This is a genomic window from Edaphobacter lichenicola, from assembly GCF_014201315.1.
In the GTDB taxonomy this organism is placed as follows: Bacteria; Acidobacteriota; Terriglobia; order Terriglobales; family Acidobacteriaceae; genus Edaphobacter; species Edaphobacter lichenicola_B.
Genome location: NZ_JACHDY010000002.1, coordinates 1,164,140 through 1,190,613 on the forward strand (window position 1 = coordinate 1,164,140; position 26,474 = coordinate 1,190,613).

The window sequence follows — 26,474 nt, forward strand, 5'->3', positions numbered from 1 at the left end:
GCGAACAGCGGCTGTCTTACGAGATTTCGCGTTTCATACATGCGTGCCAAGGAGTTGATCGACCGATTCGCACCAGAGCATCTGCCGCTCGAAGACTCGGCCGAAGTTTCTGGAGGCGGAGTTGAGAGCGGACTCCATCGTCGGCTGGCGGTCTGGGTCGGCCTCCAGTTCAAGGCTCGTGACCTGTCGATCGGTGATGCCGCAAGGGATGATCCAGTCGAAGTCTCTTAGATCCGTGGTTACGTTGAGCGCGAAGCCGTGCGAGGTGACGCCTTGAGAGACGTGGACGCCAATCGCCGCGATTTTTTTCTCGCGGATGCTTCCGCCTGCCATAGTCCAAACCCCAGTGAGCTTGCAGATGCGCTGGGTCATGACGCCGAAGTCGCCGCAGGTGCGGATTAAGACCTCCTCGAGCAGACGCACATAGTCGACCGGGCCTAGATGCGGTCCTTTTTTGCCCGGCAGGTCACCGCGTAGATCGATGATGGGGTAGCCGACGAGCTGGCCAGGACCGTGATAGGTTACGTCGCCGCCACGGTTGATCTCATGCAGCTCGACTCCCTGTTGGGTCAGTTGTTCGGCGCTCAAGAGAACGTTGGAGCGATGCGCGTTACGGCCAAGCGTCAGTACGGGCGGATGCTCCAACATCAGAAGCGTATCGCCGATCAGATTCTGCTTTCGCGCGGCGATGACCTGTTGCTGGATGGCGAGCGCTTCGCTGTATGGGACGCGACCGAGATTGAGGAGATTGATATGCATGCTGTTTGTGGCTTCAACAGTTGAAGAAAACAGCCGAGCCAAGTGGCCCGGCTGCAGTCTTAACCTTGATACGGACTAGACGTTGACCGCCATGCCTTCAACGCTTGAGAAGCCGTCGAGGAGCGCCTCGGCGACCGTCGGATGCGCGTGGATGGTGAACATCATCTCTTCGATCGTCGCCTCTAACTCAATTGCAGTAACGGCTTCGGCGATGATCTCTGTCGCGGTGGTGCCAATGATGTGGACGCCGAGAATCTCGCCGTGCTTCGCATCCGAGACGACCTTGACGAAGCCATCGTGTGCATCGAGGATCGTAGCCTTCGAGTTGCCGACGAACGGGAACTTGCCGACCTTGACCTGGAAGCCCTTCTCTTTTGCCTGCGCCTCGGTAAGACCGACGCTCGCAATCTGCGGATCACAGTAGGTGCAACCTGGAATGTGCGTGCGGTTCACAGGCTTGGCAAATTTGCCTGCTATTCTGGCCGCAACCACGAGCCCAGCCATGCTGCCGACGTGCGCCAACTGAGGCAAACCTGCAACGATATCACCGATTGCATAGACGCCCGGTTCTGTCGTCTCCATCCATTCATTGGTGACGATAAAGCCACGATCTGGTGTGATCTTTACCTTGTCGAGACCTAGATCGTAGGTTCGCGGCGCACGGCCAACCGCTACCAGCACCTTCTCCGCCTGCTTGGTCTCGCCGGTGCCGTCTGCTTTGGTAAAGTGAACCACCACTCCATCTTTATTCTTTTCAAATTTATCGACCTTTGCTCCGAGGTGCACGTCGATTCCACGCTTCTTGAAGAGGCGCAGCAGCTCCTTGCTGACGTCCTCATCCTCCGCAGGCACCATGCGCGGCAACGCTTCGAGAATTGTCACCTCCGCTCCGAAGCTCTTGAAGACTGAAGCAAACTCGACCCCGACCGCACCGGATCCCACCACCACCAGCGACTTGGGGGCTTCGTCGATCTTCAGAATCTCGTAGTTGGTCAGGATGGTCGTGTCCGGGGTGTAACCCGGCAGCATGCGCGCGTCTGAGCCGGTCGCGAGCACCACCTTCTTGGCCTTGATCGTGTCGGTCTTGCCATCGGCAGTCTTCACTTCGATGGTGTGGACGCCATCCTTCGCCGGACCAGTCAAACGACCGTAGCCCTTGATGGCGTTGATCTTGTTCTTCTTCATCAGGAAGTCGAGACCTTTGACGTGACGCGAGATCACATCGTCCTTGCGCGCCAGCACGCCCTTCCAGTTCAACTTGGGCGGCGCCACTTCGATGCCATAACGGTCGGCATGCTTCAGGTGATCCCACAGCTCGGCAGAGAAGAGCATCGACTTGGTGGGAATGCAGCCCCAGAGCAGGCACGTTCCGCCCAGCCGGTCATTCGCATCGATCAGCGCCGCCTTTAGACCATACTGCGACGCGCGAATCGCGCAGGTATATCCGGCGGGTCCACCGCCGAGCACTACAAGATCATAGATTGTATCTGCCAAAGGAACACTCCATAGGATGTAGGGAACTCAAACACTTCAATTTTACGCTCAAGCGATGGGCTATCGACAGAAGGCCCGCGACCACACTTCTCGCGCAGAGGACTGTCGATCGTCAGGAACAGACGAAGACACCTCCTGAATAAATATCGCCGACAGGTAACGAACGAGTGAACTAAAGCGAAATTTCAGCGAAAACGCTTGACAGAGGCTTGATAATCGAACGAGGGAGAATGTTTCGATGGTTAGTAATGTAGCCCGGCTGACGAGCGCACTGCGCAACAGCGTCTTCGAAGAGGAGGCCGATTCGTCCCCTTCACCGGAGACCACGCTTACCGAAAAGATCGACGCGGTACGACGCGATCTGGCCGCAAGCGGGGTAGCCCTCTTCACCGATGACCGAGGCCACCGCTTCCGCATCGTCCGCAAGTCCGCCTAGACCATGAGTGCGCTGGTCGCGGGATTTCTGCTGATCGGCTACCTGCTTGCGCCTGGTGTGATTTACCGCCTTTTCTTCTCTGCCTATATTCCCGCGAGAAGATACCAACGCACCCGCACCGAAGAGGTCGTCTTCTCGCTGCTCGTGACGGTGGCGCCCTTTGTTCTCTCGTGGATCCTGCTGGTTCATACACCTTTGGGCGAGTTGCCGACCCTGACAATCGGACCTCCGAAGGCCGAGGCATACCGCATTGTCTTTCGTTCGCTTCTGCCGGGCCCTGAACTTTCTCCGTCGAATCCACTTATCGCCAGAGTCCATCTGTCGGACGCTTACCTGCGTGCGTTTCTGGAGCAGGGACGTTTTCTCTCCTTGCTGTGGCTCTTCTGCGCGCTGGAGGGATGGGCGTCGGGCCTGATCGTCTCGCGCTACGGCGACTACAGTACCAACCAGCGCATGCACCGACTGCTAAAGCGCTTCTGCGATGACTTTCTGCTTACCTATGTCTCGGAGTGGGAGCTGCTGTTCACCACTCGTTCCCTGCCGCGAAGCCAGCAAGACTTCGACGTCGAGATCGACGCCCTCGCTGCGGGTATTCTCTATCGCGGCAAACTTGTCGACTGGTTTCTCGATCAGGACGGGAAGCTGGAGGGCATCTTCCTTGAACGTGCTGCACGCTACCAGCAGGCAGAGCTCGAACGCGATCGAGAGCGAGGCGCCGAAAAGGCCCGCGAGAGTTACTGGCGCACGATTCCAGGAGCAAAGCTCTATCTCGTGGCGAGTACCATTGCGAACTACAACATTCGCTATGTCCCACCCATGCAACAGGACACTACGCTCGCTCAGCTGCGCGCCCGCTTCGGGGAGGAGGCGATCATCACCCAGCTTCCTCCTGACAGCTTCGACGATCCCATCAACTCGCCTTAGCTTGACGGGATCACCCTGATGAATCGCTTGTTACGCGAGTACTTTCGCCGCATCCTTCGCAAAGTACGTCACGATAAAGTCCGCTCCAGCCCTTCGGATCGACAGCAGAGACTCCATCATCGTCCGCTCGGGCTCCAGCCATCCGCGCTGAAACGCCGCATGCAGCATCGAGTACTCCCCCGAAACCTGATATGCGCCTATCGGCAGATCGTATCGCTCCCGCGCCGCGCGAATCACATCCAGATACGGCATCGCAGGCTTCATCAACAACATATCCGCACCCTCGGCGATGTCCTGATCGATCTCGCGCATCGCTTCACGAAGATTCGCACCATCCATCTGATAGCTGCGACGATCGCCAAACTGCGGAGCCGAGTCAGCCGCCTCGCGGAATGGTCCGTAGAACGCCGATGCGAACTTCGACGCATAGCTCATCACCGGAGTCTGTTCGTGCCCGCCCGCGTCGAGCGCATTTCGAATCGCCTCAACCCGGCCATCCATCATGTCCGAAGGCGCGACAATATCCGCGCCAGCCTTGGCCAATGACGCGGCCGTCTTCGCAATCAGCGCGACACTCGAATCATTCTGAATCTCGTAGTGATCACCATCCCGCGCCACAACTCCGCAGTGGCCATGTGAGGTGTACTCACACAAACAGACATCGGCGATTGTGACCAGTGAATCAAGCGCTCTGTTCTTCTTCAACATTCGCAACGCCTGCTGCACGATGCCGTCCTCGGCCCAGGCGCCGGATGCCTCTTCGTCTTTCTCGGACGGCAGACCGAACAGCAGCAACCCTCCCAACCCAAGCGAGGCACAGGCCTCGGCTTCCTTCAAGGCTTCATCGATCGACAGATTGAAGACCCCGGGCATGGAGCTGATCTCTTTGCGTATTCCTTCACCAGGGCAGATAAAAAGTGGGTAGATCAGCGCACCGGGGTGCAGATGAGTCTCGCGAACCAAAGATCGCATGGCCTCGGTACGGCGCAGACGGCGCAGACGCGTAGCTGGAAAGTTCATATCTCCAGTTTACGTCCACCCTTCAGCTTCGGTCTGCGATCGCGTCGTACTCGAGCCCCGACGCCCCTGGAGCCAATACCCAAAGCGTATAGATCCCCAGTGCTGTGCCGAAGAGTGGCTTCAGCAGAGTCAAGATTCCGACGACGATGGCGAACGTCCTTCCCCAAGGCCGCCTCGTCAAAAGGCTATACCCTACCAGCACCGCCAGCGCAGCCATAACTACAGTATAAGCAGCGATTAGGGGAAACAACGCGCCCATCCACGAGTGCTCGAGGCCAGCATGGTTGTTGAACGGCCAGTCGAACCCGCCGAAGTTGCGGAACGCAAATGCCCGCAGAAAGAACATACCCATCAACCCGCCGATAATCCGGTACGCTCCAAAGACAACCCAAAGCACTCCAAGCGTCTGCAGATTCCGCTGTACCCGGGGAACCGCCATGGGCACCGGCGGCTGCGGATAAGCAGCATACATTGGTTGCGCAGCAGCAACCTGCGCCCCGCACTTTGCACAAAAATGAACACCATCAACAAGGGAAGACCCACATGCCTGACAGACCATCTCACACCTCCAACTACTCAAGGCGCCAGCCCAGCGTTCTCCTTGCTACGCAAGGTTTCGGTCGGCAGTTCCCTGGAGGGTACGATAAAAGAAGTGAATTCACCAGAGCTATTGCCGATCATCGCCTCTCCGCTGCGCGAAATGAGCGCCGCCGCCCTGGAGTGGCCGCGACTCCGTGAGTACATCGCCGGCCGCACCTTCTCCCCTCTCGGCCGCGCCTGGATCCTTGCGCTCGAACCCTGCGCCGACCTAGCCTGGATTGACCAGCAGCAACAACGCACCGCCGAGCTGCGCGCTATGCTCATGCGAGGCGGAAGCTTCGAGTTCCGCGGACTCTTCGATCCCACCACTCTTCTCGACAAAGCCCGCATCGAAGGCGCTGCTCTTGAGTCCACCGAGATTCGTGATGTCCTCGCCGTCGTGGAACGCGTCGCTGCTTGGCGCAACCTCATCGACCCTCCCCAAAATGGGACCCGCTACGAGTGGCCGGGGATCGCCGCATTCTCCGCGCCTTTGCTCGACTACGACCTCGCGCCACTTCTTCGCCTCCTGCGCGGCAAGATCGAGCCTGACGGCAGCCTCAACGACGACGCTTCCTCAGAACTCAATCGCCTCCGCCGCGCCATGGAGCGCCAGCACCGCGCCATTGAAGCAACCCTCCGCAGATCTCTCCAAAGCCTCAGCGAAGGTGGCAGCACGCAGGAAGATCTCATCACCATTCGCGGCGATCGCTTCGTCATCCCCGTAAAGTCCGAGTTCAAGCGCAAGGTCCCCGGCGTCATTCACGGCTCGTCCTCGTCCGGCCAGACCGTCTTCGTCGAACCATTAGACACCATTGAGCAGAACAACGAGCTCGTGCGGCTTCTCGACGAAGAACAGTCAGAGATACACCGCATCCTCGTCGCGATGACGCACGCTCTCGGTCAAAACTCTGCCGCCATCCACCTCGGCGCATGCATCCTCGCGGAGGTTGAATCGCACCACGCCCGCGCCCGCGTCGCCGAGACCCTCAACTGCTCCCGCCCAACCTTCACGCAAGAGCTATCGCTCACCGCCGCTCGCCATCCTCTGCTGGAGCTTCGCATGCGTGCGGACGCCTTAGCCGAAGGCGTAGAACCCAGGACGCCAGTTCCACTCACCATCATCCTCCCTCCCGAAGCAAAACAGCTCATCATCAGCGGCCCCAACACCGGAGGAAAGACTGTCTCTCTCAAGACCCTCGGTCTGCTCTCGCTGATGGCCCAGGCTGGAATACCGGTCCCTGCCGAAGAGGCGAAGCTCCCCCTCTTCCAAAGCATCTACGCCGACATCGGCGACGCCCAATCCATCGAGCGCAATCTCTCCAGCTTCTCCGCACACGTCGTCAATCTCGATCGCATCTCCCGCGAAGCCACAACCGATTCGCTCGTCCTGCTCGACGAACTAGGCTCCGCCACAGATCCCGAAGAAGGTGCGGCTCTCGCGGTCGCCATCGCAGCCCACTTCCTCACTCTGAATGCGTGGTGTTGCATCACGACTCACCTCACCTCACTGAAGGTCTACGCCGCCAATCACCACGGCGTTTTCAACGCCGCCGTCGGCTTCGATCAGCAGACCCTTACCCCCACCTACGAACTGCGTCTCGGCGTACCCGGAGCGTCTGCCGGTCTCAACATCGCAGCGCGACTCGGGCTCGCACCTGACATCATAGCGGCTGCACGCGCCCAGATGACCACGCAGACAGCAGACATCGGAGCCTTCCTCGACCAGCTCCACGACCAGCTCACCGCAGCGGCCGCAGAACGCGAAACGATGCAGCAGCGTGAACGCGAGCTATCCCGCGAAAAAGCCCGCGTCGAAGTCGAAGGCCGCGTCGAACAAAAAGCCCGCACCAAAGAGCTCGAAACCACGCTCAACTCTCTCCTCGAAGACTTCGCCTATCAGCTGCGCGAGACCGTAAAAGCCATTGACGACAAGACCCTCGCTCAAAAGATAGCTCGCGACTCCGATCGCCGCATGGCAACCCTTCGTCGAGAGTTTTCTGAGCAGTTCAACTCCACCGTCGTCGCGCACACAACACGAGCCGACAAGAACGACCCCGCCGCTCAACCCCACATTCCCAAAAGCATCAAGGTCGGCGACCTCGTCAAACTCAAATCCCTGGGACGTCAGGCGCGGGTGGACCGCATCATCGACGCAAAAAACTTCGAAGTCTCTATGGGGCCGATGAAGATGCGCGCCGCCATCGACGACATTGCAGAGGTTGAGTCCGTTAAGGTCGTCACGCCGCTCGAAGCCGCACGCAAACGCGGAGGCATCACCGTCGCCACAGCCAACAGCGACACCGACTACATGACCTCCGAGATCAACGTGATCGGCCGTACCGCCGACGAAGCGCAAACGGAAGTAGAGCGCTTTCTCGACCGCGCCTTTCTCGCCGGTCTGCCGCGCATTCGCATCGTGCACGGAACCGGCATGGGCGTCCTGCGTCGAACCTTGCGCGAATATCTCCGCAATCATCCTCACGTCACCACCGTCACCGAGCCGCCGCAAAATCAGGGCGGACAAGGCGCAACCGAAGTCGAACTGCGCCAGTGATTGATGAATAAGTCTTTTATCGATCCATGCAAAGAACCCACAATCTAGCTATTAAGCCAATTTGTGGGTTCTTTTTTAGACGATAATCTTGCGCGATTAAGCATATATTGCGGGCCTAAATGACACGCATTGTGTGTGCGGGATGCTATGGAAAACAGGGGATTTAAACGATAATGTTGCGCTTTCAGAGAGTAAAGGAATTCACCGCACGAGCAACCGGCCAGCAGACGGGATCAAATCTATATATGACAGGGCTTCAAAATTCTGTTGTATCGTCTGGATGAGCTCAGGAACGGGGTGCGCCAAGGGTGAACTCATCAGGCCCAACAATTGCCGCGTGCGCAATGGGGTTGATTTTGATTGCACACGCGAGGACCAGTCACGGATTACAGATATCGCACGACGCAGTGCAGGGATCCCATGTGCGCGAAGGCTATGTGGGCGATGCAACATGCAAGTCGTGTCACGTCGACCAGAGCTTGTCTTATGTGCATACGGCGCATCACCTCACTTCACAGAATCCGACAGCTGAGGCCATTCTCGGTTCTTTCGCTAAGGGATCAAACACTCTTAAGATAGCTGACCCTGCGCCAGCTATCGGCGACCCAGGTATCTCTTATGAGATGGAGAAGAGAGGCGCGGAGTACTATATTGCGGCCGTTACTGGTTTTGCCGGAGATCTCCAGAGGAGAAGCGAAGAGGTTGGTGTGGTGGTTGGCTCAGGAGTGCGTGGACAGAGCTATCTGTATTGGCGAGGAGATCAGTTGTTCGAGTTGCCGGTAAGCTACTGGTCGGATGGCGGCCGATGGATTAATAGTCCGGGCTATAGGAATGGTCCGCCAAACTTCGATCGGCCTGCGTCTCCGCGATGTCTGGAGTGCCACGTCAGCTATATTAAAGCACTATCGGACGACCCGATGGGCAACCGATACGACAGAGAGAGCCTGGTCCCCGGGATCTCCTGCGAGGTGTGCCATGGGCCGGGATCGCGGCATGCGGCGCTCTTTGCAACGGGTCAAACTAAGAGGCACTTGCAGGAGACGCTGATATTGAACCCGAAGCATTTCGCGCGAGATAGTCAGGTGGACCTATGCGCACTTTGCCATAACGGTGCCGCACAGAAGGAGAACGCGCCTGCATTTTCCTTCACACCCGGGGAACCGCTTGCGCGATATCTGAGCGAGGATACTGCGACCGCAGACATGCATCCTGATGTGCACGCGAACCAGGTGGGCCTTTTGAAGCGTAGCCGGTGTTACTTATCGTCTCCGGAGATGAGTTGCTCTACGTGCCACGATGTGCATGCGGCTGAGCGGCCGGCGGCGTCGTACTCCGAGAGATGCTTGACCTGCCATCGTGTGGAAAGCTGTGGGATGGAAAAGACGATGGGTCCTTCGATCAAAGGCAACTGCATCGACTGCCACATGCCGATAGAGCAGACAAATGCAATCGTCTCTGAGACCGGCAACCAGGTGATTCGGACGAGGATGCGCACCCACTGGATCAAGGTGTATGCGCCGGCTGAACAACAATGACTACGGCTGCTCCTGAGGAGCGGCACTGGTCCGGGCAGGGAAAGATTTCCTTTCCTGGTCGATCTCATTATTCAGCACCGATTTGAGATGTTGGAGGGTTTGAGCCGCCTCGTCGTTGCGGTGCAGCTTGCGCAGAAGAATGAACTGACGGTCGAGTGCAGAACGGTTGTCCGGTTCTAACTCGATCGCTTTGCTGTAGTGAGCCACCGCGTCAGAGATATCGTTTTCCTGTTCAAGCAGGTGACCCATAAGGATCTGGGCTTCGGCGGAGTCTGGCTTCGTGGCAAGAGAGGTGGCGAGATAGCCTTTTGCTTCCTGAAAGGCCGGCTGGCCAGGTTGAACTCCCGAACGGATGATGAGATCGGCAAGCAAATAGTTCGTGACGGAGTCTTTAGGAGTAATGGCGAGCTGCTTGGTGAGGAGCGCCTTCTCTTTATCGGGTTGATTGCGATCGGAGTACAGCATGCTCATGGCAACTACGCTATGCGGCTGATCTGGTTCGAGCTGCGCGGCATCCACGAAGTCTTTTTCAGCCTGGTCGTATTGGGCTAGCTGCGCATAGGCGACACCTCGAATGAGATAAAGAGATGCGGCCTTTGGGATTCGTGCGATTCCTGCGGTTGCTGCTTTAACAGATCTGTTTTCCTGGTTGTGCTCGAGACAGAGTATGGCGAGGTCGAGATAGTTTGTCTGATCCGTTGGTTTCAGCTCGATTGCCTTCTCGAGGACACGAAAGGCATCGTCGGGCTGATTCGTTTGGACGTAAGCTGAGGCCAAGAGATTGAGCAGATCGGAGTCGTTGGAGTTCGAGAGAGGCGTGAGGGTCTTGATCGCTTCGGCTGGCTGGTGAGTGCGCAGTTGTGCCACGGCAAGATTGTAGGTTAGGTCAGCTCTCTCTGGATGCAGCTGGGTTCCGCGCAGAAGGACACGCAGGGCCTCATCGTTTTGACCTTGTTTAAGAAGACAATCAGCGAACTCGTCGAGTGCTTTCGGATCGCGATATACCTGATCGTTACTGAGGGTGAAGTACGTGATCACGGCTGCGCAGTCATGTGCCTGGTAGGAGAGCGCTCCAGCCATAGCGTTGCCTACATCGTTGGCGGGCATGACCGCTAGTAGCTTCTTGACGTATTCCAGTGCACGAGGATTGGCGCGGAGATACGAGATTTGCGCTGCTCCCTTGAGTGCGGGGACGAAGGCGGGATCGATCGCAAGCGCTCGGTCGAAACTCGAGAGGCTTTCTGTGGTGCGGTCGAGACCATCCAATGCAACACCACGCATCGTGAGTAGCATTGGATCGCGAGGGTGCTGTTTTAGTAGCGGTTCAAGGTCGCGAAGAGCCTGGTTGTACTGACGAGATGAGAGTGCGGATGCTGCGGCCTTACGAGCGGCCGTGGAGTCTTGGCCTTGAGCGAAGCAGGCGGCGACGAGAGAGACGCCGATGAGAGAGATAAACCGCTTGCTGGACATTTTCAGAAAAACCCAGGAGATGAGATCCGCTGCGTATCAGTATAGAGACATAACTGATACGTAGCGGAGTCGTGATCAGAATCGAATCCGGCCAAGTACCTGAATAGTACGGGGAAGATTCTGGTCTGTAGATTTGCCGAATTCACCATTGGAGAGGTCGCTTACGGGATTGGTTAGATTAACTCTGTTGAAGAGATTGAGTATCTCGCCCCGCACCTGGAAGCTCCCGGCATCACCAAGGAAAGGTAACCGGAAGAGCCGTTCTGCGGCAAGGTTAGTGTTTGCCAGTCCAGGCCCATTGTAGGTGTTTCTGCCTAGATTACCCTCGGTTCCCATTGCTGGGAGGGGGAAGTCAGAGGTCGCGAAGACACCTTTGAGGAAGTCGGATCGGCTTGTCGACTTGGTGCTACCAAAAGCCGGAGCGTTGGGAACATCGTAGTTATAACCGTCAGCGTTGAAGTCACCTGATGGGTAAGGCGCCGTGGTGTAAACCGTAAAGGGCTGCCCTGATTGAAGGACGATGACAGGAGACAGGGTCCAGCCACCTGTAATCAGGTGCTCAATGCCTTTTCCAATGCCTGGAATATTCCAGACAGCGTCGATTGAGATGCGATGCCGCGAGTCGTAGTCGGCGCGACCGTAGTTGCGGCGTGGATTATTGACGTCGATTACATTCTCTGCTCCGCCAACTCCATTGTCATTGCTGCTGGTGTAGTCCAAGGCTTTGCCGTAGTTATAAATGGCATGGGTAGACCAGCCTCGAGAGAAGCGCTTGGAGATGGCTAATGATCCGACTTCAGCATTCGCTTTACCGATGCTTTGGCCATAGACGACAGCACCGAAGCTGGAGTTGAGTCTAGAAAGTGAACCGTCATGTTGAATTAGATCGCCAGCGTAGCGGTTGGAGTCGGTCTGAAAGTAGAGATGGGTGCTAGATGTGCCGAAGTAATCAGCTTCGATAACGACACTGCTGCCGATGCTACGCTGAATACTAATTGACCAATCCTGCACTTCAGGTGGAACGAGATTGGGTTGAAGGCCACCGACCCCAATGCGAGTTCCGACGAGACCGCCGTGGGGATCGACCTCGTACGAGATACCCGGTGGAGGCGCAAATCCAGTCGGGCCGCTGGTACTGGCGCCGTAAGAGAAATTCGCCAGGGTGGTGCCAGCGTTATAGATGCTGATACTGGGATCTGCAAACTGAGGGGGATTCGTTCGAATTCCGTCTACGTATGACAGATCTCCGATTTTGTTGTTGAAGAGTCCCCATCCGCCGTGGACGGACGTTGTACCGTCGCCAAAGACGTCATAGGCGAATCCGAAACGAGGAGCGAAGCGCCACATGGCATTGTCAACTACCTGACCGTTTGAACCACGGACGAGCATCGAGCCGTTCGCGATCTGATCTTCAGCTGTTCCGCCAGAGCCAGGAGTAAATAGCGCCAGAGGATTCTTTCCGTAGCTCACGGTGCCGAGATGACCGAAGTAGTCCCAGCGGAGGCCAAGGTTCAGCGTGAGTTTCTTGGAGGCCTTCCAGTCGTCCTGGAGGAACGGAGCTGTTTGCAACATGAGAACACGTGAGTAGAGGCTCTGTGCTGTGCCACCAGCCTGAACGTTGACGATTGGACCGCTCTGGTAGTTTGGATGGTCGACGGCGAAGTCGACGATATTTGTGAAGTAAAACGTAGGTCGATCCAAACCGGCAGTGAAGTTGTCGAGATCCTGCTGACGGTCGACGTCTATACCGATACGGATGTTGTGCGATCCTTGCACGTAGGTGAGGACATCGTGCCAGTTCCAGTTGTTGTGCACCCATCCGGAAGGACCCCAAGAAGAAAATCCTCCGCCGAGGCCTCCGGGATAAGCATTCGGGAGATTGGGGAGATCGTTAGGTGCGGCTGGCTGGTCTCCGACGGCGCGCACGTAAGAAGCACTGACCTCGTTGAGCAGCCTGGCAGAAAAAGTATGGATGTAGTCGACTTTGTGATACCAAGTCGCGTTAGGGCTCACATAGGCCAGGTTGGGCCGGGGATTGGCCACGCCGCCTTCGGTAGTATTGCGGAATAGGCTGTAAAAGAGCTTGTCGTTGCCGTCGTGGAAGTTATGATCGAGGCGTATGTGGCCTTGAAACCCGTTGTTGACGGGCGATTGATTGATCGATACGTTTCCCAGAGCAACAAGATCTCCTGGAATATTTGGAGGGAGATAAGGACTAACGAGCGATTGCTCAATCTGGCTGACTGTTTGAAAGCCGCTGGTTGGAATTCCACCGGCTGGCGCGTCTTTGAAGAAGGCCGCGGCGAGACTGTTGGGATAGTTCGTCTCCACATAGTTGACGAACTCGGGCGTTTCCATCGGTTGAGTGAGCGTGACGCCCTGGCTGCTCTTGCTCCAGAAGAGAGAACCGAAGAAGAAGGTCTTGTTCTTGAAGATAGGGCCACCGACTGACCCTCCGAAGTCGTTGCGAAGATAGCGAGGAACCTTGGTCTGAAATTCCGTGCGGGCGGTCAGCGCCGATCCTGTGTAGAACTCCGAAAGATCGCCATGGAAGCGGTTTGTTCCGGGCCTGGTGAAGACTTCGATCAACGCTCCGCTCTGTCTTCCCTTATCGGCTGAGAAGACGTCTGTGCTGATTTTAAGTTGCGCAACGGTATCAGGCTCTGGGGTTAAGTTCGTAATTCCATCACGAGAGTTGCCGTTCACGCTGGTTCCGTCGACCTGGTATTCGTTGGCCTCCTGACGTTGACCGGCACCAATGATTTGAAAGCCTGGTTCGGCGTTGAAGCTGTTTGTTCCCTGCGATCCTGAACCGCTGGCGCCACCGAAGGATCCACCGAGACCAGTGACGCCGGGAGCGAGAGTAGCTACGCTGGCGTACAGATTTTCTCCGACGAGCGGAGCATTCTCGACGGTCTGTCTCTCAAGCACTCGGCTGATCGTTCCGCTTGTCGTTTCCACCGAGGAGGAGTTGGCTGTGACTTCAACCGTGGCTTGCGTGGAACCGACCAGCAGTTTGGGGTAGATGGAGCGAACGTCGGTTCCTTCAATGTCGATATCCTTCTGCTCCCAAGTGGTGAATCCAGTGGCCACAACGGTCGCATGATAACGCCCTGGTGCTAGATGAAGAACCTGCACGAAGCCTTGAGCGTTTGAGATTGCGGTCTGTTTTACTTGCGTGTCTTGATTAGTGACGGTGACCTGAGCGGAGGGAATCACTGCGCCACTCTGGTCTGTGACGGTTCCTTCAATTCCGCTGCTGTACTGGGCTATCGCTGGGAGTGTGGCCGCTGCTAAGAACAGGACCAATACGCTGAGGGATCGACTCCAGAGATGCTGTGTTCCTTTTTTCTCGCGCATGTCGGCTCTCCAAAATGAAGGTTTATGAAATGCTTTTCGACACTTTTTGGGCTGATCGCTCAGAAGTCGGGGCCCGTTTGAAAGCTTTCATTTAGATCGCCGAGAAGACTAGAACACGCATTGCGATCTTGTCAACGGCAAAATCTGCGAACCGCCGAAGACAACTCATCGCAAGGACAAGGTCGACTATTTGCTAAGTCTGTTCCGCCGAGAGGAGGGGGATTTCTGGGCCGAGATCAGGCTAGGAGGAGCCACCGAATCTCTAATCTTCAGCGCTGTTTCAAGGACGAGATGCTTTGCTGGGCCATCATCGCCGCGGACACGATCAATCAGGATTTGAGCGGCCGAGGTTCCCATTTGAAAGCCTGGCTGGGATACGGATGAGAGCGGCGGGCTGGTCATCTCGGCAAATTGAAGATTGTCGAAACCAATCAGGGATATGTCTTCGGGGCAGTGGAGGCCGGCTTCGCGAAAGGCCAGCAGGGCGCCGAACGCGATCATGTCGTTCGCTGCGAAGATCACCGTCGGCCTCGGGATCATGCGAAGAAGAAGCATAGTCTTCGCGTAACCGCCGTGTTGGTCGAAGCTTGCCTCTTGTATATATTCGGGACCGATTGGGATCTTTTTTTCGTGTAATGCGCGTTTAAAGCCAGCCAGGCGGTCTTGCGCATTCGTCAGGTGACGTGGGCCCATGACCATCGCAAGCTGCCGATGTCCTTGCCGGAGCACGTAGCTGGTCGCCTCATAGGCTCCCTTCTCGTTGTCAGCAGTAACCGTGTCGCCGTCCCACCCTTTGGGAAGACGGTCGACGCAGACTACTGCTGTTCCAGACTTTCGATACGACTCGGCCTGTGCTGTGAGGTCACTGAAGTTAGATGGAATCACGATCAGACCAGACGGAAGGAACGTTCGAAGTTCATTGAGGTGAACGATCTCTTTGGAATGGTCGTTGTCAGTGTTGCAGAGGATTAAGCGATAGCCGTTTGCGAAGGCGACGTCCTCTGCGCCGCGAACTACTGCCGGGAAGAAGGGGTTCGTTACGTCTGGAATGATCATGCCGATCATGTTGGTCTTGTCCAGACGAAGCCCGCGCGCCAGTTGACTGGGCTGGTAGCCGACCGCATCGACGGCGTCCATGACCCGCTTGCGAAGGTTTTCGCGAACGGGAGCAGATTTGTTGAGAACATGGGATACGGTGCCGAGTGAGACTCCAGCTATCTTTGCAATCTGCTTCATGTTTGCCATTCGCTAAACTCCTGCGGATTTGAATTCCTCCGGCTCTTGTGCTTTTTTGAGCGTGTGCTTGAAGGCGAATGCCTGAACTGGTGCTGTGATGCTCAGGATTGAAGCGGCTCCGGAGCATACTTGAGTCTCGCATACCTTATAACGATTGCGTTTGGCCGATCGATTGAAAGGAGTGCAGAAAACTTCCTTGACAAACTATGGCTGTCTTTTTATGCTTCGGAGGCTCCTATTTGAAAGCTTTCACCTGAAGCCCAACTGGAGATCTTCAAATGGTTGCAGAAACCTAGAAGGAGCCCGACCATTGTTTCAGCCTCAAACCTATGCGGTTGCTCTTTCGTTGATGCTCATCACAATGGTCTGTTGGGGTTCGTGGGCCAACACGATGAAGTTGTGTCCTGGCTATCGATTCCAGCTCTTCTACTGGGATTATGTAATCGGGTTGATCCTGGCGGCTCTGATTTGGGGCTTTACGCTGGGAAGCATGGGAGGCGTCGGCCGGCCCTTTCTAGCCGACTTGCTGGCGGCGGATTCATCCCACATCGGACTCGCGGTGACAGGAGGCATCCTCTTCAATGTCGCCAACCTGCTGCTCGTTGCCGCCATCGAGATTGCTGGTTTGGCCGTTGCATTTCCGGTTGGAATCGGGCTAGCGCTTATTGTCGGGGCAATCAGCAGCTACATTATTTCACCAAGCGGCAATGCGTTGATGCTGTTTGGCGGAATCGCACTCGTCGTGGGAGCGATCGTTCTTGATGCGATGGCGTACCGGCTGCGCGAGACTGAACGCCGATCGCTGAGCATGCGCGGGTTCGTCATCTGCTTGGCAGCGGGCCTGTTGATGGGTAGCTTCTATCCCTTTGTCTCACGGTCCATGTTGGGCGAGGGCGCTCCTGGGCCGTATGCCGTGGCAATGTTCTTCTCGATTGGCGTCGCTCTATGCGCCGCTCCATTCAACTACCTGTTGATGCGCAAGCCGTTGGATAAGAGCGAGCCCGTGTCGATGAGTGGGTACTCTTCGGCACGCGGATCGTGGCATCTTTGGGGCATCCTTGGCGGAGTGATCTGGTGTACGGGCGCGACCTTAAATTTTGTGGCATCTCGCGCGCATATTGTAGGGCCGGCAGTTTCTTATTCGATTGGTCAGGGCGCGACTATGATCTCTGCCGCGTGGGGAGTCTTTATCTGGAAGGAATTTGCAACCGCGCCGGCTCGAGCCAAAACTTACCTGTTTTGGATGTTTGTTTTGTTCCTCTGCGGATTGAGCGCGATTGCGCTCGCTCCTATTTATTGATCCTGTTTGCGAGCTTAGGAGGCCTATGTCCGTTGAAAAGAAGGGAGTCGTCGTGGTGGGGAGCATCAATATGGATCTCGTCGCGTACACGGCGCGGATTCCCACCGAGGGAGAGACCGTAGTCGGGACAGCCTTCCAGACTCATCCTGGGGGAAAAGGCGCGAATCAGGCGGTTGCAGTAGCGCGTCTGGGGTTTCCGGTCGCGATGATTGGACGCATCGGAGATGATGCCTTCGGTACGCAGCTTAAAGAGCACCTGAAAGATGCGGGTGTGAATGTCGACGGTGTCTCAACTTCGCAATGCAGCTCAGGTGTTGCCGTGATCGTCGTGTCTGAAGCTGGGGAAAATTGCATTGTGATCACGCCAGGCGCGAATGCACAGCTAACGCCTGAAGATCTGGATGCAAACATCGAGATTCTTCGAGGCGCGGGGATGGTGCTAACGCAACTGGAGATTCCGACGGAGACGGTTCAACATCTGGCGACGATCTGCGCGCGTGAGGGTGTGCCGCTGATTCTCGATCCTGCGCCAGCGAAGCAGTTGCCGAAGGACCTTCTCGACAAGGTCGATTGGTTCACTCCAAACGAGACGGAGGCGGCATTCTTCATCGGGGATGGAGCGGCTAAAGTCGACGAGCCTGTGATGATGGCGCAGACCCTTATGCGCAAAGGGGTTCGAGGGGTGGTCCTCAAGCTTGGATCCCGTGGCGCCTATCTTGCATCGGCTGATGGATTGGGTGCTCGACTGGAGCCGTTTGCGGTTCAGGCAGTCGATTCAACAGCTGCGGGAGACGCTTTCAACGGAGCGTTTGCGACGGCTTTGATGATGAAGAAAGATCCGGTCGAGAGCGCACGCTTCGCTGCAGCAGCAGCAGCGCTTTCAGTAACGCGGACAGGGGCCCAAACCTCTATGCCGCGAATGGCCGAGGTGGAACAGATGTTGGCGGGCGTCGGAGCGAACGAGTTATAGAACGAAGACGGACGGCAGGACGCAAGATGGAGGCGGAAGAGTGAATATTCTAACGAGACGGAAACAATCTGCACTTTCAATATGCCTTTGCCTTTTCGCCGCTGGGCTCACATCACCAGGGAAGGCGCAGGACTGGCGCTATGAGCCAAAAGAACAACAGATCCCGCCTCCAGCTTGTCTGACGCTGCATATGCCATGGGAGGGTGGAAATGTGCCCTGTACGGCAAAGACGCACGATGAGTGGCTAAAGGCTGTAACGGATTGGCGCACCGAACGGCGAATTCGCGTCGGCTATGACGGATCAAGGTATGACCTTCCCGCGCTGCAGTGGGCTCAATCCAGTTTCATACAGCCGCAGATGATGGTGCACGATCGCTACTTTTATGATCCAGTAGTAGGTAAATACACCGTCGATCGATATCTTGACGATTTGAAGAAGCGATACGGCGGGATTGATGCGGTGCTGATCTGGGCGACCTACCCCAACATGGGCATCGACAATCGCAATCAGCAGGACATGGTGCGCTCGATGCCGGGCGGGGTCGAAGGGCTTCGCAATATGGCTGAGGATTTTCATCGACGCGGAGTGAAGGTGCTTTTTCCAATCATGATGTGGGATCAGGGCACGCGCGATCCGGGAAAGCCATGGCCACAGGCGACCGCTGAGTTTATGGAGGAGATCGGTGCGGACGGCATCAACGGTGACACGCAGGATGGTGTGCCTCTTGCATTCTCGCTTGCTGCCGAAAAGGTGGGGCACCCTCTCGCATTCGAACCGGAGAATGGGCCTTCTGATGAGGCTTTGGCGTGGAACGTCCTAACGTGGGGTCAGTACAAGTTTCAGTTTGCGCCGATGGTTGATAAGTACCGGTGGCTTGAGACGCGTCACCAAGTGAATATCCAGGGCAGATGGAATCGGGATAAAACGGATGACCTGCAATACGCCTTTTTCAACGGCGAGGGGTGGGAGAGTTGGGAGAACGTCTGGGGGATCTGGAATCAGGTGACTCCGAGAGACGCTGAGGCGACGCGAAGAATGGCGACGATGGAACGCGGAGTCGCACCCTTCCTTGTCAGCCCAGGGTGGGAGCCTCTTTATCCGATGCATCGCTATGGGATCTTTTCCAGCCGATGGCCGTTGAACGGACAGACTGTGTGGACGATCGTCAATCGCAATGAGTATGACGTTCAGGGACGCCAGATGACGATTCAATTCGAACAGGGCACCCGTTACTTCGATCTATATCACGGGGTTGAACTGACGCCGGAGAAAGAGGGTAGTGACGCGATTCTGTCCTTTCCGATTGAATCGCATGGATATGGAATGATCCTGGCAACGGTGGGTGAACCGAGTGCTGCGATGCACGAGTTGATGGGGACGATGAAATCAATGACAGAGTCGAAGCTCCCGAGTTTTTCACACGAATGGAAGACCCTGCCGCAGAGCATTGTAGAGATCGCTTCTACTAAGCCGGCGTCGGCAACACCTGAAGCCATGATCAAGATTCCGGGTGGCAACTATTTATTTCGCGTGGAAGGCATAGAGGTTGAGGGCTCTGACGATGTTGGTGTCGACGTTCAATATCCATGGGAAGATACTCCGCGAAGATTTCACGAGCATCCGATGAAGTTGAAGGCGTTTGACATGGACAAATATCCCGTGACCAACGCTGAGTTCAAGAAGTTTCTTGACGCAACGCACTATCATCCGGGCAACGATCTCAATTTTTTGAAGGACTGGAGCAATGGAACTTATCCCGAAGGATGGGATAACAAACCTGTGACCTGGGTGTCGATTGAGGACGCTCGAGCGTACGCGACGTGGGCGGGTAAGCGCCTGCCTCACGAATGGGAGTGGCAGTTTGCAGCTCAGGGAACAGATGGCAGAACCTATCCGTGGGGCGATCGCTGGGATGACAAGGCAGTACCTCAGCCGGACCTCGGGCGCGCTATGCGAGGGCCTGACAACGTCGATGCGCACCCGTCGGGTGCAAGTCCATTCGGCGTAATGGATATGGTCGGAAATGTTTGGCAGTGGACCGATGAATATGTGGATGAGCACACGCGCGGAGGAATTTTGCGCGGAGGAAGCTACTACAAGCCGCAGGGATCTATCTGGTATTTTCCCCAAGCCTATCGAAACGATAACCATGGAAAGCTGTTGATGATGGCTCCAAGCTATGACAGATCCGGCGCGCTCGGCTTCCGTTGCGTGAAGGACGCAGAATGAAAGGCGTCTCACATGATCGCAGAGGGGTTTTACGGATTGAATAGCCCTCGGTTTTATTCTCCCGCGTATGCGCGATCTTTCCAACTTGTAGTCCGCCCCATCGCCTGCCTTTGCACTAGTGTTGCGCCGGCATGCGAACCTGTGCATTCGCTTGGACTCCTGTCAAGCCTCTTGCAGAATGAGTGTTCCGGGTCGTTCAAAAATGGCTGGGAGGATGCCCTCCGGCGCTAGCCGTGTTAATGGCTTTTCAGCTGAAATGGCTGCCGCGATCACTCTTAGCCTTGCAACTATCCAAGGGTCAGTTTCCGGATGGGAGAGCGACGAATATCAGGGGCGCCCGATCAGTCATTTCGAGATTTATCTCGAAGCGATGGAGCAGGTGAAGGCAGATACACGTGCGATTCGCCACGTGGTAAGCTGCGCTCCGCTGGGCGTTGACGGGCTGAGTTTCGAAGGAGTTCCGGCAGCGGCGAAAGAGTTCGTCGAGACCTATCCACGGATTCGTGCGCTCGGTCACGTCCGCTTTTTCATGGAGTCGCATGTCTTCGCGGTGTGGGACCGCATCCTCGCGGCCAAACGCGAAGGCCGCGGCCTGGGCAGCCGACGAGCCCCTGTGAATGACTCGGAAGGTAGCCAACTACGACACCGACGTCCTCTATCAGCAGAATCTCCTGCAAATCCAGCGCCCGGAGGATTTGAACTTCGACCTCGCAAATCGCCTATTGCGCACCAAGCACGAGAGTTGGAGCTACGAACAAGAGGTGCGGATGTTCGTGGACCTTAACGATCCGCCGGATGCGAAGGGGCTCAAATGGATCGAGTTTGGACCCGCTCCTCGTGCTCAAGGAAGTTATCATCGGCGCGCAGTGACATCCCACAGTGAGTAAGAAGATAGAAGAAGCAGTGGAACCCTATGGCGACGCCGTGACGTGCTTGTGGGCAGGCATGCGCCCAGATGCTTTTCTGTTGGTGAAGCAAGTACATCCGCCGCATTGGCATGCGACAGTCAGATAGGCTCGAGCGTTGCAGGGAGTTGCGTCGACGATTTCTCACAAAATATAGAGACCCAGACCATTCCCGAGATCTCCCTTCGTACTGTAGGAAGGCTGGAAGAGATTTCTGAGAGTCTCCTTGGTCATCCCATTTCTATTGTCCCTAACAACAATCTGCGTCGTCTCGGCGTTCGAAATTGCGCCAAGCCAAATTTGCCCACCCACCTTGTATGTTGCGCATCAGGGCGTAACGATGAAGTTGCGCTTCGGCGGAAGGGCCGTACCCACCTGAGGCCGGGAGCGATCCTGAGCCTGTCGCAGAGAACGGCTACCGTCCCTTTCTTATTACGCCGTGGAGAATCGGAGGCACAAAGCCTGCATGTTCAAGGTCGGCGACAAGAGCGAGTCCGTGACTGCGGACAGGGACGGGAGCCGAGGCTGAATCTTAACGCCGGAGACCGTTCATGAGCAAGCGATCCATACAGGGCCAGGAAACAATGTACAGTGGCATTGATGTCAGTGCCAAAAGTCTCATCGTGGCGATTCAGCGCGTGTATCAGCCATTCGAGCAAAGGAGTTTCCCTAACACTTCAATTGGGCACAGAGCTCTCATTGTCTGGCTACAGAAGGCAAATCACCGGTTCGAGTGTCGTTGGAAGCCACGGGAATTTACTCTCTGGATCTCGCGTTTGCACTTCATGCAGCGGAAGGAATCGAAGTCGCAGTCTTGAATCCCAAGGTCGCCAATCGATTTGCTCAAACCATTAGACGGTCGAAAACTGATGCGGCAGGCGCCGAGGTGTTAGCTGAATACGCTCGTCGGATGCCGTTCACCGCTTGGGTCGCCCCTAGTCCGGGTTCAATGCGACTGCGCTCAATTGTCCGCCAGGTGGAGAGTCTGTCTGTGCAGAGCGCTCAGAATCAGAACCGTCTTCACGCGGCACACGGCTCCACTTCCACACCTGGCTGCACTATTCAAGATTTGAAGCATTCCGTGGCATCCCTGAAGCTTCGTATCCACAAACGTCGGCGCGAAGCAATGACACTCGTCAGACAGGACGATTTGCTTCGCAAGCGATTCGAGCTGCTGGTAAGCATTCCGGGCATCGCACAGGTGAGCGCGATGCAATTGCTCGCGGAACTGTCTACCCAGCCGTCAGACCGTACGGTGCGAGAATGGGTCGCACATAGCGGCCTGAATCCTGCGCATGAAATATCAGGAAGCTCAGTGAGGAAGGCGTCTCGCATCAGCCGTGCGGGGAATCGTCACCTGAGAAGAGCGCTTTACATGCCGGCGCCAGTCGCATCTCGTTGCGATCCCACGCAAAAGCCTTTTTCGAAAGCCTGCTGGCTCGAAAGAAAGCCCGTCTACAGGCGATCATCGCTGTTGCGCGAAAGCTGCTCCATGCCATGTTTCCGTAGGTCAGGCTTCCTCAACAGAGTTCATTCCTCGGTACGAGGCCATTTCTCGAAGCAATCGTGGAACCGCATGCTGAATGAACCCTATAGCGTGCTGTCGACAGTTGACAATGATCTCTCTTGATTTGCTCCATGGAATGAAATACCGGCGCGAGGCCTAAAAGGGAAAGTCATCAGTCCCGACAATCCGGCCGATTTCGACTAAGCATAGAAAGGATGACCTCAATGGCCATTGCACTGCGCAAGCGATTAACCGCAGGATTACTTCCGGATTGCCGACCAACCGTCCAGAACCAGATCAGCGGCACCAGACCCTATGCTCGCGAAGAGGGATGAGATTGCTCGAAAGCGACGGCCTCGATCCCACCACGAAAAGTGTGTGGTTCTCTTCCAGCCGATCGAGTGCGGCGTTCAGCTCCGCGACAACGGCCTCGGCCATCGGCAACGACGGTTAAGCAGACCCAGTAGACTGCTGAAGCCGGTGCATGTTTAAGTGCATGTTAGCACCGGAATTCGATGCATTTAGACGCAACGCATCCTCCCAGAGTGCCACATGATGTTCACTGAGATCCGTGATCGCCGCCGCGCGTTGCGGTACCGCATCTGGTGGTGCGGCAGATTACGCGGGATTTTGTGTTTGCACCAGAGCCGCTAAGAGGTTGTCGAGGTCGGCTGGGTTAACGTCACTGACTGCGACGATGCGGAGATCTGGTGTGGTGGCGGTGTGGATGGTGAAGCCTGCGCGGGAGCCCGGCAGAGTGGACAGATTTGGGGTGGTGGATCGTTGCGTGAGGAAGATGGAGACCTCGTGTTTGTGGATGGTAAATAGGAGCAGCGCCGCGGGCTGACCGTTGAGGTAGGTAAGGTCTGCGCCTTTGAGGGTGGTGTCGGGTGGAAGAGCTGCGACATCGGGAAGATTGAAGCTGAAGGGGAGACGGCCCTGGAACCAGGGTTTGACGGTGTGACGGTCGGTGGAGATGACCTGTGGGGTGGCTGCGCTGGAGAGGGTGGCGAGATGCTGGTCGAGGAGTTCGGCCGCAAGGGTATTGGTTCGATTAAGCTGACGCCAACTGGGGAGTGAGATCGTCAGCAGGATCGCTGCGGCGAGGGCTGCCCAGGCTGCGGGACGGATGGAGTAGATACGCGTAGGTATTTTCGTTTGCGGCTGCGGGTTTGTTTGAGTCTGAGGCTTTGTCTGCAACTGCGATTGGGAACGGAGTTGTGCCGTGAGGCGAGCGAGCGCTTCAGGCGGTGGAGCGAAGCGGTGACCAGCACGCGCGGTGGCGGCTTTGAGTTGCGTGGCGGAGAGGACACGCAGAGTACAGTCGTGGCAGGTGGTGAGATGCTGCTCGATTCCGTAGCATTCGGTGGGTGGCAGTTCGCCGTCGATGAAGGCGTTGAGCCTGTCCGGGTTGAGATGTTCGATGACTTGAGGCGTTTGACTCATAGAGATTCCCCGAGCTGCGGCTGCAAGAGTTGACGGAGGGTGCGGCGGGCGCGCGAGATGCGCGACATAACTGTGCCGATGGGGACGTCGAGAATGAGGGCGATGTCTTTGTACTTAATCTCTTCAACGTCGCAGAGGAGCAGAACTTCGCGGAGTTGTGGCAAAAGCTGCTCGAGTGCGATATGGAGAGCTGCCTGGTTGTTGAGGCGGATGAGATTGTCTTCCGGAGTGGGGCCAGAGGAGGTGTCGAGCGTTTCTGGATGGTCTTCGAGGAACACAGTGCGGGAGGCGGCGATGCCGGTACGCGTGGTGAGAAAGGTGTTGTGGAGTATGCGGAAGGTCCAAGCCTTGAAGTTGGTGCCGGACTGGAATGAGCCGAAGGCACGGAGCGCTTTTGAGAAGGTCTCCTGCACGAGATCTTCGGCCTCGGCTTGATCGCGGGTGAGCCAGAAGGCGTGGTTGTAGAGCGACGGAATGAGCGGGAGCGCAAGTTGCTCAAAGGTGTCGCCGCTATTGGTTTCAGAGAGCATGGTGCGGTATGCCTCGACGTGGGTGGGGCTGCGGACTGCGGTCCACTGAGCGGAACCAGACCAGGGTGATCCCAACCACGACCATGCTCAGCAGCTTTCAGGATCATAGCAGTGGGTCCGGGGGAGGTCGAGCAGCCGGCAATGGCGAGGGAAAGGCAAAAGATGTCAGCGACACGCATGATCGAACCTCTCGGCTGAAACGAAGTTTGAGCCGTATCGATTGGTAACTAAATCGCTGCCGGATTATTCTCCACGATTTTTTTTAGCGGACGAGAATAAATGCGCGCCTCGTCGGTTTTAGACAGCGTAGGCAATCAAAAATCAGATGGAGCTTGATATGAGTCGGTTCAAGGAAGACGAAGTAGTGCAGGAGAACGAGGGCGTGGGCGATGGCATCGACCGGCGCAATTTTCTGGGATGCATGGCGTGGGCTGGTACAGGGCTGCTGTGGTCGATGGTTGGCGGCGTGCCTACTTCGAAGCTGTTGGCGCAGACGATGAAGGGTGGCGGCACCGGGGCCGGGAAGGTAGACGATTTTTCGTTCGTGCAGATCAGCGACTGCCACATTGGATTTAACAAGGGCGCAAACCCAGACGTGACCGGGACGTTGAAGAAGGCCATCGAAAGGGCCAACATTGTGCCTGTGGGCATGAAGGCACCGGATTTCATGCTTCACACCGGCGACATCACGCAGAATTCGAAAGCAGTGGAGTTCGATACGGCCTCGCAGGTTATTAAAGGCTTCAAGAATGAGGTGTTCTACGTGCCCGGGGAGCACGATTTTATCGACGATGGTACGCAGTACAAGCAGCGTTTTGGCAAGGGCGCCCTGGGTAATGGCTGGTACAGCTACAACCACAAGGGCGTTCACTTTGTGGGCCTGAACAACTGTGTACAAGTAGATGCGATGGGGAATATGGGCGACGACCAGTTGAAGTGGCTGAAGTCTGATCTGGCCGGGTTGAGCCGTTCGACGCCAATCGTGGTTTTCGCCCATATTCCGTTGTGGATGGTCTATGAGAAGTGGGGATGGGGCACAAAGGACGGAGAGCAGGCGCTCGCCATGCTGAAGCCCTTTGGTTCGGTCACGGTTCTGAACGGTCACATTCATCAGGTTGTGCAGAAGGTCGAAGGCAATGTGGCCTTCCACACAGCAATGGCGACGGCGTTTCCACAGCCTGCACCGGGAGCGGCGCCGAACCCAGGGCCGATGATGGTTCCGGCGGGCAAGTTGGAGAATGTGCTTGGAGTGACCAAGGTTAAGGTCGTTCGCGGACATAATCATCTGGCTGTTGTTGACTCGACCCTGGCGGAAATTGCTTGATGCGTCCGTGGACCGTAGCAGCATTGACTGTGGCTGCCGTAGTGGGGATGGGATACGTACATCCGTTTGGAGATCCGCGTGCCGAGCCCGCAAAGGGACTCGGCACGCTGCTGCAAGGTACGAGTATTCCGGCGGATGCTAGGACGGTGCTGGTGACGAAGTGTGCGGATTGCCACTCGAGTGAAACCCGGTGGCCATTGTATGCGCGTATCGCCCCTGGGTCGTGGCTGATCGAGCGCGACATCATTGAGGCGCGCAAGAAGATGGACCTCTCACAATGGGAGCAGATGCCGGCGGACAAACAGCAGGTTTTGACTGCGAAGATCTTCGAAGAGGCAAAGAGCGGGGACATGCCTCCGCTGCAGTATCGGTTGCTGCACTGGGACGCGAGGCTTTCCAAGGCCAATGTTCAGGCACTATCGATGCTGGGCAAGAGTGCGAGTGGAAGCGAGGCGACATTGGCCGGGGAGGGTGATGCTGCGCAAGGCAAGGCCGTGTTTGAGAAGCGCTGCACAGGCTGCCATGCGATGAATGTTGACCGCGAGGGGCCGAGGTTGGCCGGGGTGTTTGGCAGAAAGGCCGGGAGCGTGTCGGGGTTTACGTACTCAACAGGATTAAAACACTCGAATGTGACATGGAACGATGCAACGCTGGAGAAGTGGCTGAGCGATCCGGATTTGATGGTGTCGGACAACAATATGAGCTTCAGCGTCCCAAAGGCTGAAGAGCGCCGGAACTTGGTTGCTTACCTGAAGCAGCAATAGCTTGACTCAAGAATGTGAGGAGACAAAATGTCAGAATAATCAGTCTAAATTCTGGTTAGGAGCAAAGTGCAAAATCCCTGTACGTCCATCGGGAATCCCACACGTAACTGTAGCCGCGCAAACTCTCT

At 56.4% G+C, this 26,474-nt stretch carries 22 protein-coding genes and 3 pseudogenes; 14 read left to right on the top strand and 11 right to left on the bottom strand.

The window, feature by feature from the left end:
* Nucleotides 1–33 precede the first annotated feature (33 nt).
* Together lipB and lpdA are read right to left on the bottom strand one after the other, a co-directional pair.
* Nucleotides 34–759 (bottom strand): lipoyl(octanoyl) transferase LipB, encoded by a 726-nt coding sequence (lipB, locus tag HDF09_RS11170; RefSeq protein ID WP_183766000.1) that lies wholly within the window; start codon nt 757–759, stop codon nt 34–36.
* A gap of 75 nt (nt 760–834) precedes the next feature.
* The gene (gene lpdA / locus HDF09_RS11175; RefSeq protein WP_183766002.1) at nt 835–2,253 is read right to left on the bottom strand and encodes a dihydrolipoyl dehydrogenase; all 1,419 of its coding nucleotides are present in this window, start codon (nt 2,251–2,253) and stop codon (nt 835–837) included.
* A 238-nt stretch (nt 2,254–2,491) separates the two neighbouring features.
* On the opposite strand from lpdA, the gene HDF09_RS11180 reads away from it, so the two are divergent.
* Nucleotides 2,492–2,689, top strand: coding sequence for a hypothetical protein (locus tag HDF09_RS11180; RefSeq protein ID WP_183766004.1), 198 nt, complete (start codon nt 2,492–2,494; stop codon nt 2,687–2,689).
* 3 nt (nt 2,690–2,692) lie between these two features.
* Complete coding sequence (locus HDF09_RS11185) at nt 2,693–3,613, top strand: hypothetical protein (RefSeq protein WP_183766006.1); 921 nt, start codon at nt 2,693–2,695, stop codon at nt 3,611–3,613.
* Between the two features lie 30 nt (nt 3,614–3,643).
* On the opposite strand, the gene hemB is transcribed toward HDF09_RS11185, so the two are convergent.
* The 3 genes and pseudogenes from hemB to HDF09_RS21485 form a co-directional block, all read right to left on the bottom strand.
* Nucleotides 3,644–4,633 carry a porphobilinogen synthase gene (hemB, locus tag HDF09_RS11190; protein WP_183766008.1) on the bottom strand — a complete coding sequence of 330 codons (990 nt, stop codon included), beginning with the start codon at nt 4,631–4,633 and terminating at the stop codon, nt 3,644–3,646.
* A 22-nt stretch (nt 4,634–4,655) separates the two neighbouring features.
* Nucleotides 4,656–5,072 carry a hypothetical protein gene (locus HDF09_RS11195; RefSeq protein WP_260181147.1) on the bottom strand — a complete coding sequence of 139 codons (417 nt, stop codon included), beginning with the start codon at nt 5,070–5,072 and terminating at the stop codon, nt 4,656–4,658.
* Nucleotides 5,073–5,126: 54 nt separating this feature from the next.
* Nucleotides 5,127–5,192: pseudogene (locus HDF09_RS21485) on the bottom strand (zinc-ribbon domain-containing protein); the annotation flags it as partial.
* A 93-nt stretch (nt 5,193–5,285) separates the two neighbouring features.
* Here HDF09_RS21485 and HDF09_RS11200 point away from each other — a divergent pair.
* The 3 genes and pseudogenes from HDF09_RS11200 (at nt 5,286) to HDF09_RS20770 (ending at nt 9,304) form a co-directional block, all read left to right on the top strand.
* Nucleotides 5,286–7,769, top strand: a complete 2,484-nt coding sequence (locus tag HDF09_RS11200) for an endonuclease MutS2 (protein ID WP_311719279.1) — start codon at nt 5,286–5,288, stop codon at nt 7,767–7,769.
* 623 nt (nt 7,770–8,392) lie between these two features.
* Nucleotides 8,393–8,737, top strand: a pseudogene (locus HDF09_RS21335) (hypothetical protein); the annotation flags it as partial.
* Between the two features lie 405 nt (nt 8,738–9,142).
* Nucleotides 9,143–9,304 (top strand): hypothetical protein, encoded by a 162-nt coding sequence (locus HDF09_RS20770; RefSeq protein ID WP_260181150.1) that lies wholly within the window; start codon nt 9,143–9,145, stop codon nt 9,302–9,304.
* Here HDF09_RS20770 and HDF09_RS11210 read toward each other — a convergent pair whose 3' ends face one another.
* From HDF09_RS11210 to HDF09_RS11220, 3 genes are all read right to left on the bottom strand, one after another.
* Nucleotides 9,305–10,774 (bottom strand): tetratricopeptide repeat protein, encoded by a 1,470-nt coding sequence (locus HDF09_RS11210; protein WP_183766014.1) that lies wholly within the window; start codon nt 10,772–10,774, stop codon nt 9,305–9,307.
* A gap of 75 nt (nt 10,775–10,849) precedes the next feature.
* Nucleotides 10,850–14,134, bottom strand: a complete 3,285-nt coding sequence (locus HDF09_RS11215; protein WP_183766016.1) for a carboxypeptidase-like regulatory domain-containing protein — start codon at nt 14,132–14,134, stop codon at nt 10,850–10,852.
* Between the two features lie 186 nt (nt 14,135–14,320).
* On the bottom strand, nt 14,321–15,379 hold the full coding sequence (locus HDF09_RS11220) for a LacI family DNA-binding transcriptional regulator (RefSeq protein WP_260181158.1): 1,059 nt from the start codon (nt 15,377–15,379) through the stop codon (nt 14,321–14,323).
* Nucleotides 15,380–15,530: 151 nt separating this feature from the next.
* On the opposite strand from HDF09_RS11220, the gene HDF09_RS11225 reads away from it, so the two are divergent.
* From HDF09_RS11225 to HDF09_RS20780, 5 genes and pseudogenes are all read left to right on the top strand, one after another.
* The gene (locus tag HDF09_RS11225) at nt 15,531–16,670 is read left to right on the top strand and encodes a GRP family sugar transporter (protein ID WP_260181161.1); all 1,140 of its coding nucleotides are present in this window, start codon (nt 15,531–15,533) and stop codon (nt 16,668–16,670) included.
* A 25-nt stretch (nt 16,671–16,695) separates the two neighbouring features.
* On the top strand, nt 16,696–17,640 hold the full coding sequence (gene rbsK / locus HDF09_RS11230) for a ribokinase (protein WP_183766018.1): 945 nt from the start codon (nt 16,696–16,698) through the stop codon (nt 17,638–17,640).
* A gap of 211 nt (nt 17,641–17,851) precedes the next feature.
* The gene (locus HDF09_RS21130) at nt 17,852–19,870 is read left to right on the top strand and encodes a formylglycine-generating enzyme family protein (protein WP_311719283.1); all 2,019 of its coding nucleotides are present in this window, start codon (nt 17,852–17,854) and stop codon (nt 19,868–19,870) included.
* Nucleotides 19,871–20,126: 256 nt separating this feature from the next.
* Nucleotides 20,127–20,348 (top strand): annotated as a pseudogene (locus HDF09_RS21340) (DUF3050 domain-containing protein); the annotation flags it as partial.
* A gap of 139 nt (nt 20,349–20,487) precedes the next feature.
* Nucleotides 20,488–20,757, top strand: a complete 270-nt coding sequence (locus tag HDF09_RS20780; RefSeq protein WP_260181162.1) for a DUF2971 domain-containing protein — start codon at nt 20,488–20,490, stop codon at nt 20,755–20,757.
* Between the two features lie 162 nt (nt 20,758–20,919).
* Here the strand turns inward: HDF09_RS20780 and HDF09_RS21345 are convergent, their stop codons facing one another.
* Nucleotides 20,920–21,087 carry an ATP-binding protein gene (locus HDF09_RS21345; RefSeq protein ID WP_406704523.1) on the bottom strand — a complete coding sequence of 56 codons (168 nt, stop codon included), beginning with the start codon at nt 21,085–21,087 and terminating at the stop codon, nt 20,920–20,922.
* Nucleotides 21,088–21,478: 391 nt separating this feature from the next.
* On the opposite strand from HDF09_RS21345, the gene HDF09_RS21350 reads away from it, so the two are divergent.
* Both HDF09_RS21350 and HDF09_RS20785 read left to right on the top strand, forming a co-directional pair.
* Nucleotides 21,479–22,405: a transposase gene (locus tag HDF09_RS21350; RefSeq protein ID WP_406704544.1), complete on the top strand. Its 927-nt coding sequence runs from the start codon at nt 21,479–21,481 to the stop codon at nt 22,403–22,405.
* Between the two features lie 208 nt (nt 22,406–22,613).
* Nucleotides 22,614–22,736, top strand: coding sequence for a hypothetical protein (locus HDF09_RS20785; RefSeq protein WP_260181163.1), 123 nt, complete (start codon nt 22,614–22,616; stop codon nt 22,734–22,736).
* A 164-nt stretch (nt 22,737–22,900) separates the two neighbouring features.
* On the opposite strand, the gene HDF09_RS11250 is transcribed toward HDF09_RS20785, so the two are convergent.
* Nucleotides 22,901–23,728 (bottom strand): anti-sigma factor family protein, encoded by an 828-nt coding sequence (locus HDF09_RS11250; RefSeq protein ID WP_183766033.1) that lies wholly within the window; start codon nt 23,726–23,728, stop codon nt 22,901–22,903.
* A complete protein-coding gene (locus HDF09_RS11255) occupies nt 23,725–24,258 on the bottom strand; it encodes a sigma-70 family RNA polymerase sigma factor (protein WP_183766035.1) in 534 nt (177 codons plus the stop codon). Before HDF09_RS11255 ends, HDF09_RS11250 begins: the two co-directional genes overlap by 4 nt.
* Nucleotides 24,259–24,583: 325 nt before the next feature.
* Between HDF09_RS11255 and HDF09_RS11260 the strand changes: the two genes are divergently transcribed.
* Both HDF09_RS11260 and HDF09_RS11265 read left to right on the top strand, forming a co-directional pair.
* Nucleotides 24,584–25,582, top strand: a complete 999-nt coding sequence (locus HDF09_RS11260; protein ID WP_260181165.1) for a metallophosphoesterase family protein — start codon at nt 24,584–24,586, stop codon at nt 25,580–25,582.
* Nucleotides 25,582–26,346 carry a heme-binding domain-containing protein gene (locus tag HDF09_RS11265; RefSeq protein ID WP_183766037.1) on the top strand — a complete coding sequence of 255 codons (765 nt, stop codon included), beginning with the start codon at nt 25,582–25,584 and terminating at the stop codon, nt 26,344–26,346. Before HDF09_RS11260 ends, HDF09_RS11265 begins: the two co-directional genes overlap by 1 nt.
* Nucleotides 26,347–26,474 lie beyond the last annotated feature (128 nt).

Coding starts and splice junctions, on each gene's coding strand:
- HDF09_RS11260 (WP_260181165.1), top strand. CDS start 24,584: ATGGAGCTTGATATGAGTCGGTTCAAGGAAGACGAAGTAGTGCAGGAG.
- lipB (WP_183766000.1), bottom strand. CDS start 759: ATGCATATCAATCTCCTCAATCTCGGTCGCGTCCCATACAGCGAAGCG.
- hemB (WP_183766008.1), bottom strand. CDS start 4,633: ATGAACTTTCCAGCTACGCGTCTGCGCCGTCTGCGCCGTACCGAGGCC.
- HDF09_RS11185 (WP_183766006.1), top strand. CDS start 2,693: ATGAGTGCGCTGGTCGCGGGATTTCTGCTGATCGGCTACCTGCTTGCG.
- HDF09_RS11220 (WP_260181158.1), bottom strand. CDS start 15,379: ATGGCAAACATGAAGCAGATTGCAAAGATAGCTGGAGTCTCACTCGGC.
- HDF09_RS20780 (WP_260181162.1), top strand. CDS start 20,488: ATGACTCGGAAGGTAGCCAACTACGACACCGACGTCCTCTATCAGCAG.
- HDF09_RS11180 (WP_183766004.1), top strand. CDS start 2,492: ATGGTTAGTAATGTAGCCCGGCTGACGAGCGCACTGCGCAACAGCGTC.
- rbsK (WP_183766018.1), top strand. CDS start 16,696: ATGTCCGTTGAAAAGAAGGGAGTCGTCGTGGTGGGGAGCATCAATATG.
- HDF09_RS11250 (WP_183766033.1), bottom strand. CDS start 23,728: ATGAGTCAAACGCCTCAAGTCATCGAACATCTCAACCCGGACAGGCTC.
- HDF09_RS20770 (WP_260181150.1), top strand. CDS start 9,143: ATGGAAAAGACGATGGGTCCTTCGATCAAAGGCAACTGCATCGACTGC.
- HDF09_RS20785 (WP_260181163.1), top strand. CDS start 22,614: ATGAGATTGCTCGAAAGCGACGGCCTCGATCCCACCACGAAAAGTGTG.
- HDF09_RS11255 (WP_183766035.1), bottom strand. CDS start 24,258: ATGCTCTCTGAAACCAATAGCGGCGACACCTTTGAGCAACTTGCGCTC.
- HDF09_RS11195 (WP_260181147.1), bottom strand. CDS start 5,072: ATGGCGGTTCCCCGGGTACAGCGGAATCTGCAGACGCTTGGAGTGCTT.
- HDF09_RS11210 (WP_183766014.1), bottom strand. CDS start 10,774: ATGTCCAGCAAGCGGTTTATCTCTCTCATCGGCGTCTCTCTCGTCGCC.
- HDF09_RS11265 (WP_183766037.1), top strand. CDS start 25,582: ATGCGTCCGTGGACCGTAGCAGCATTGACTGTGGCTGCCGTAGTGGGG.
- HDF09_RS11215 (WP_183766016.1), bottom strand. CDS start 14,134: ATGCGCGAGAAAAAAGGAACACAGCATCTCTGGAGTCGATCCCTCAGC.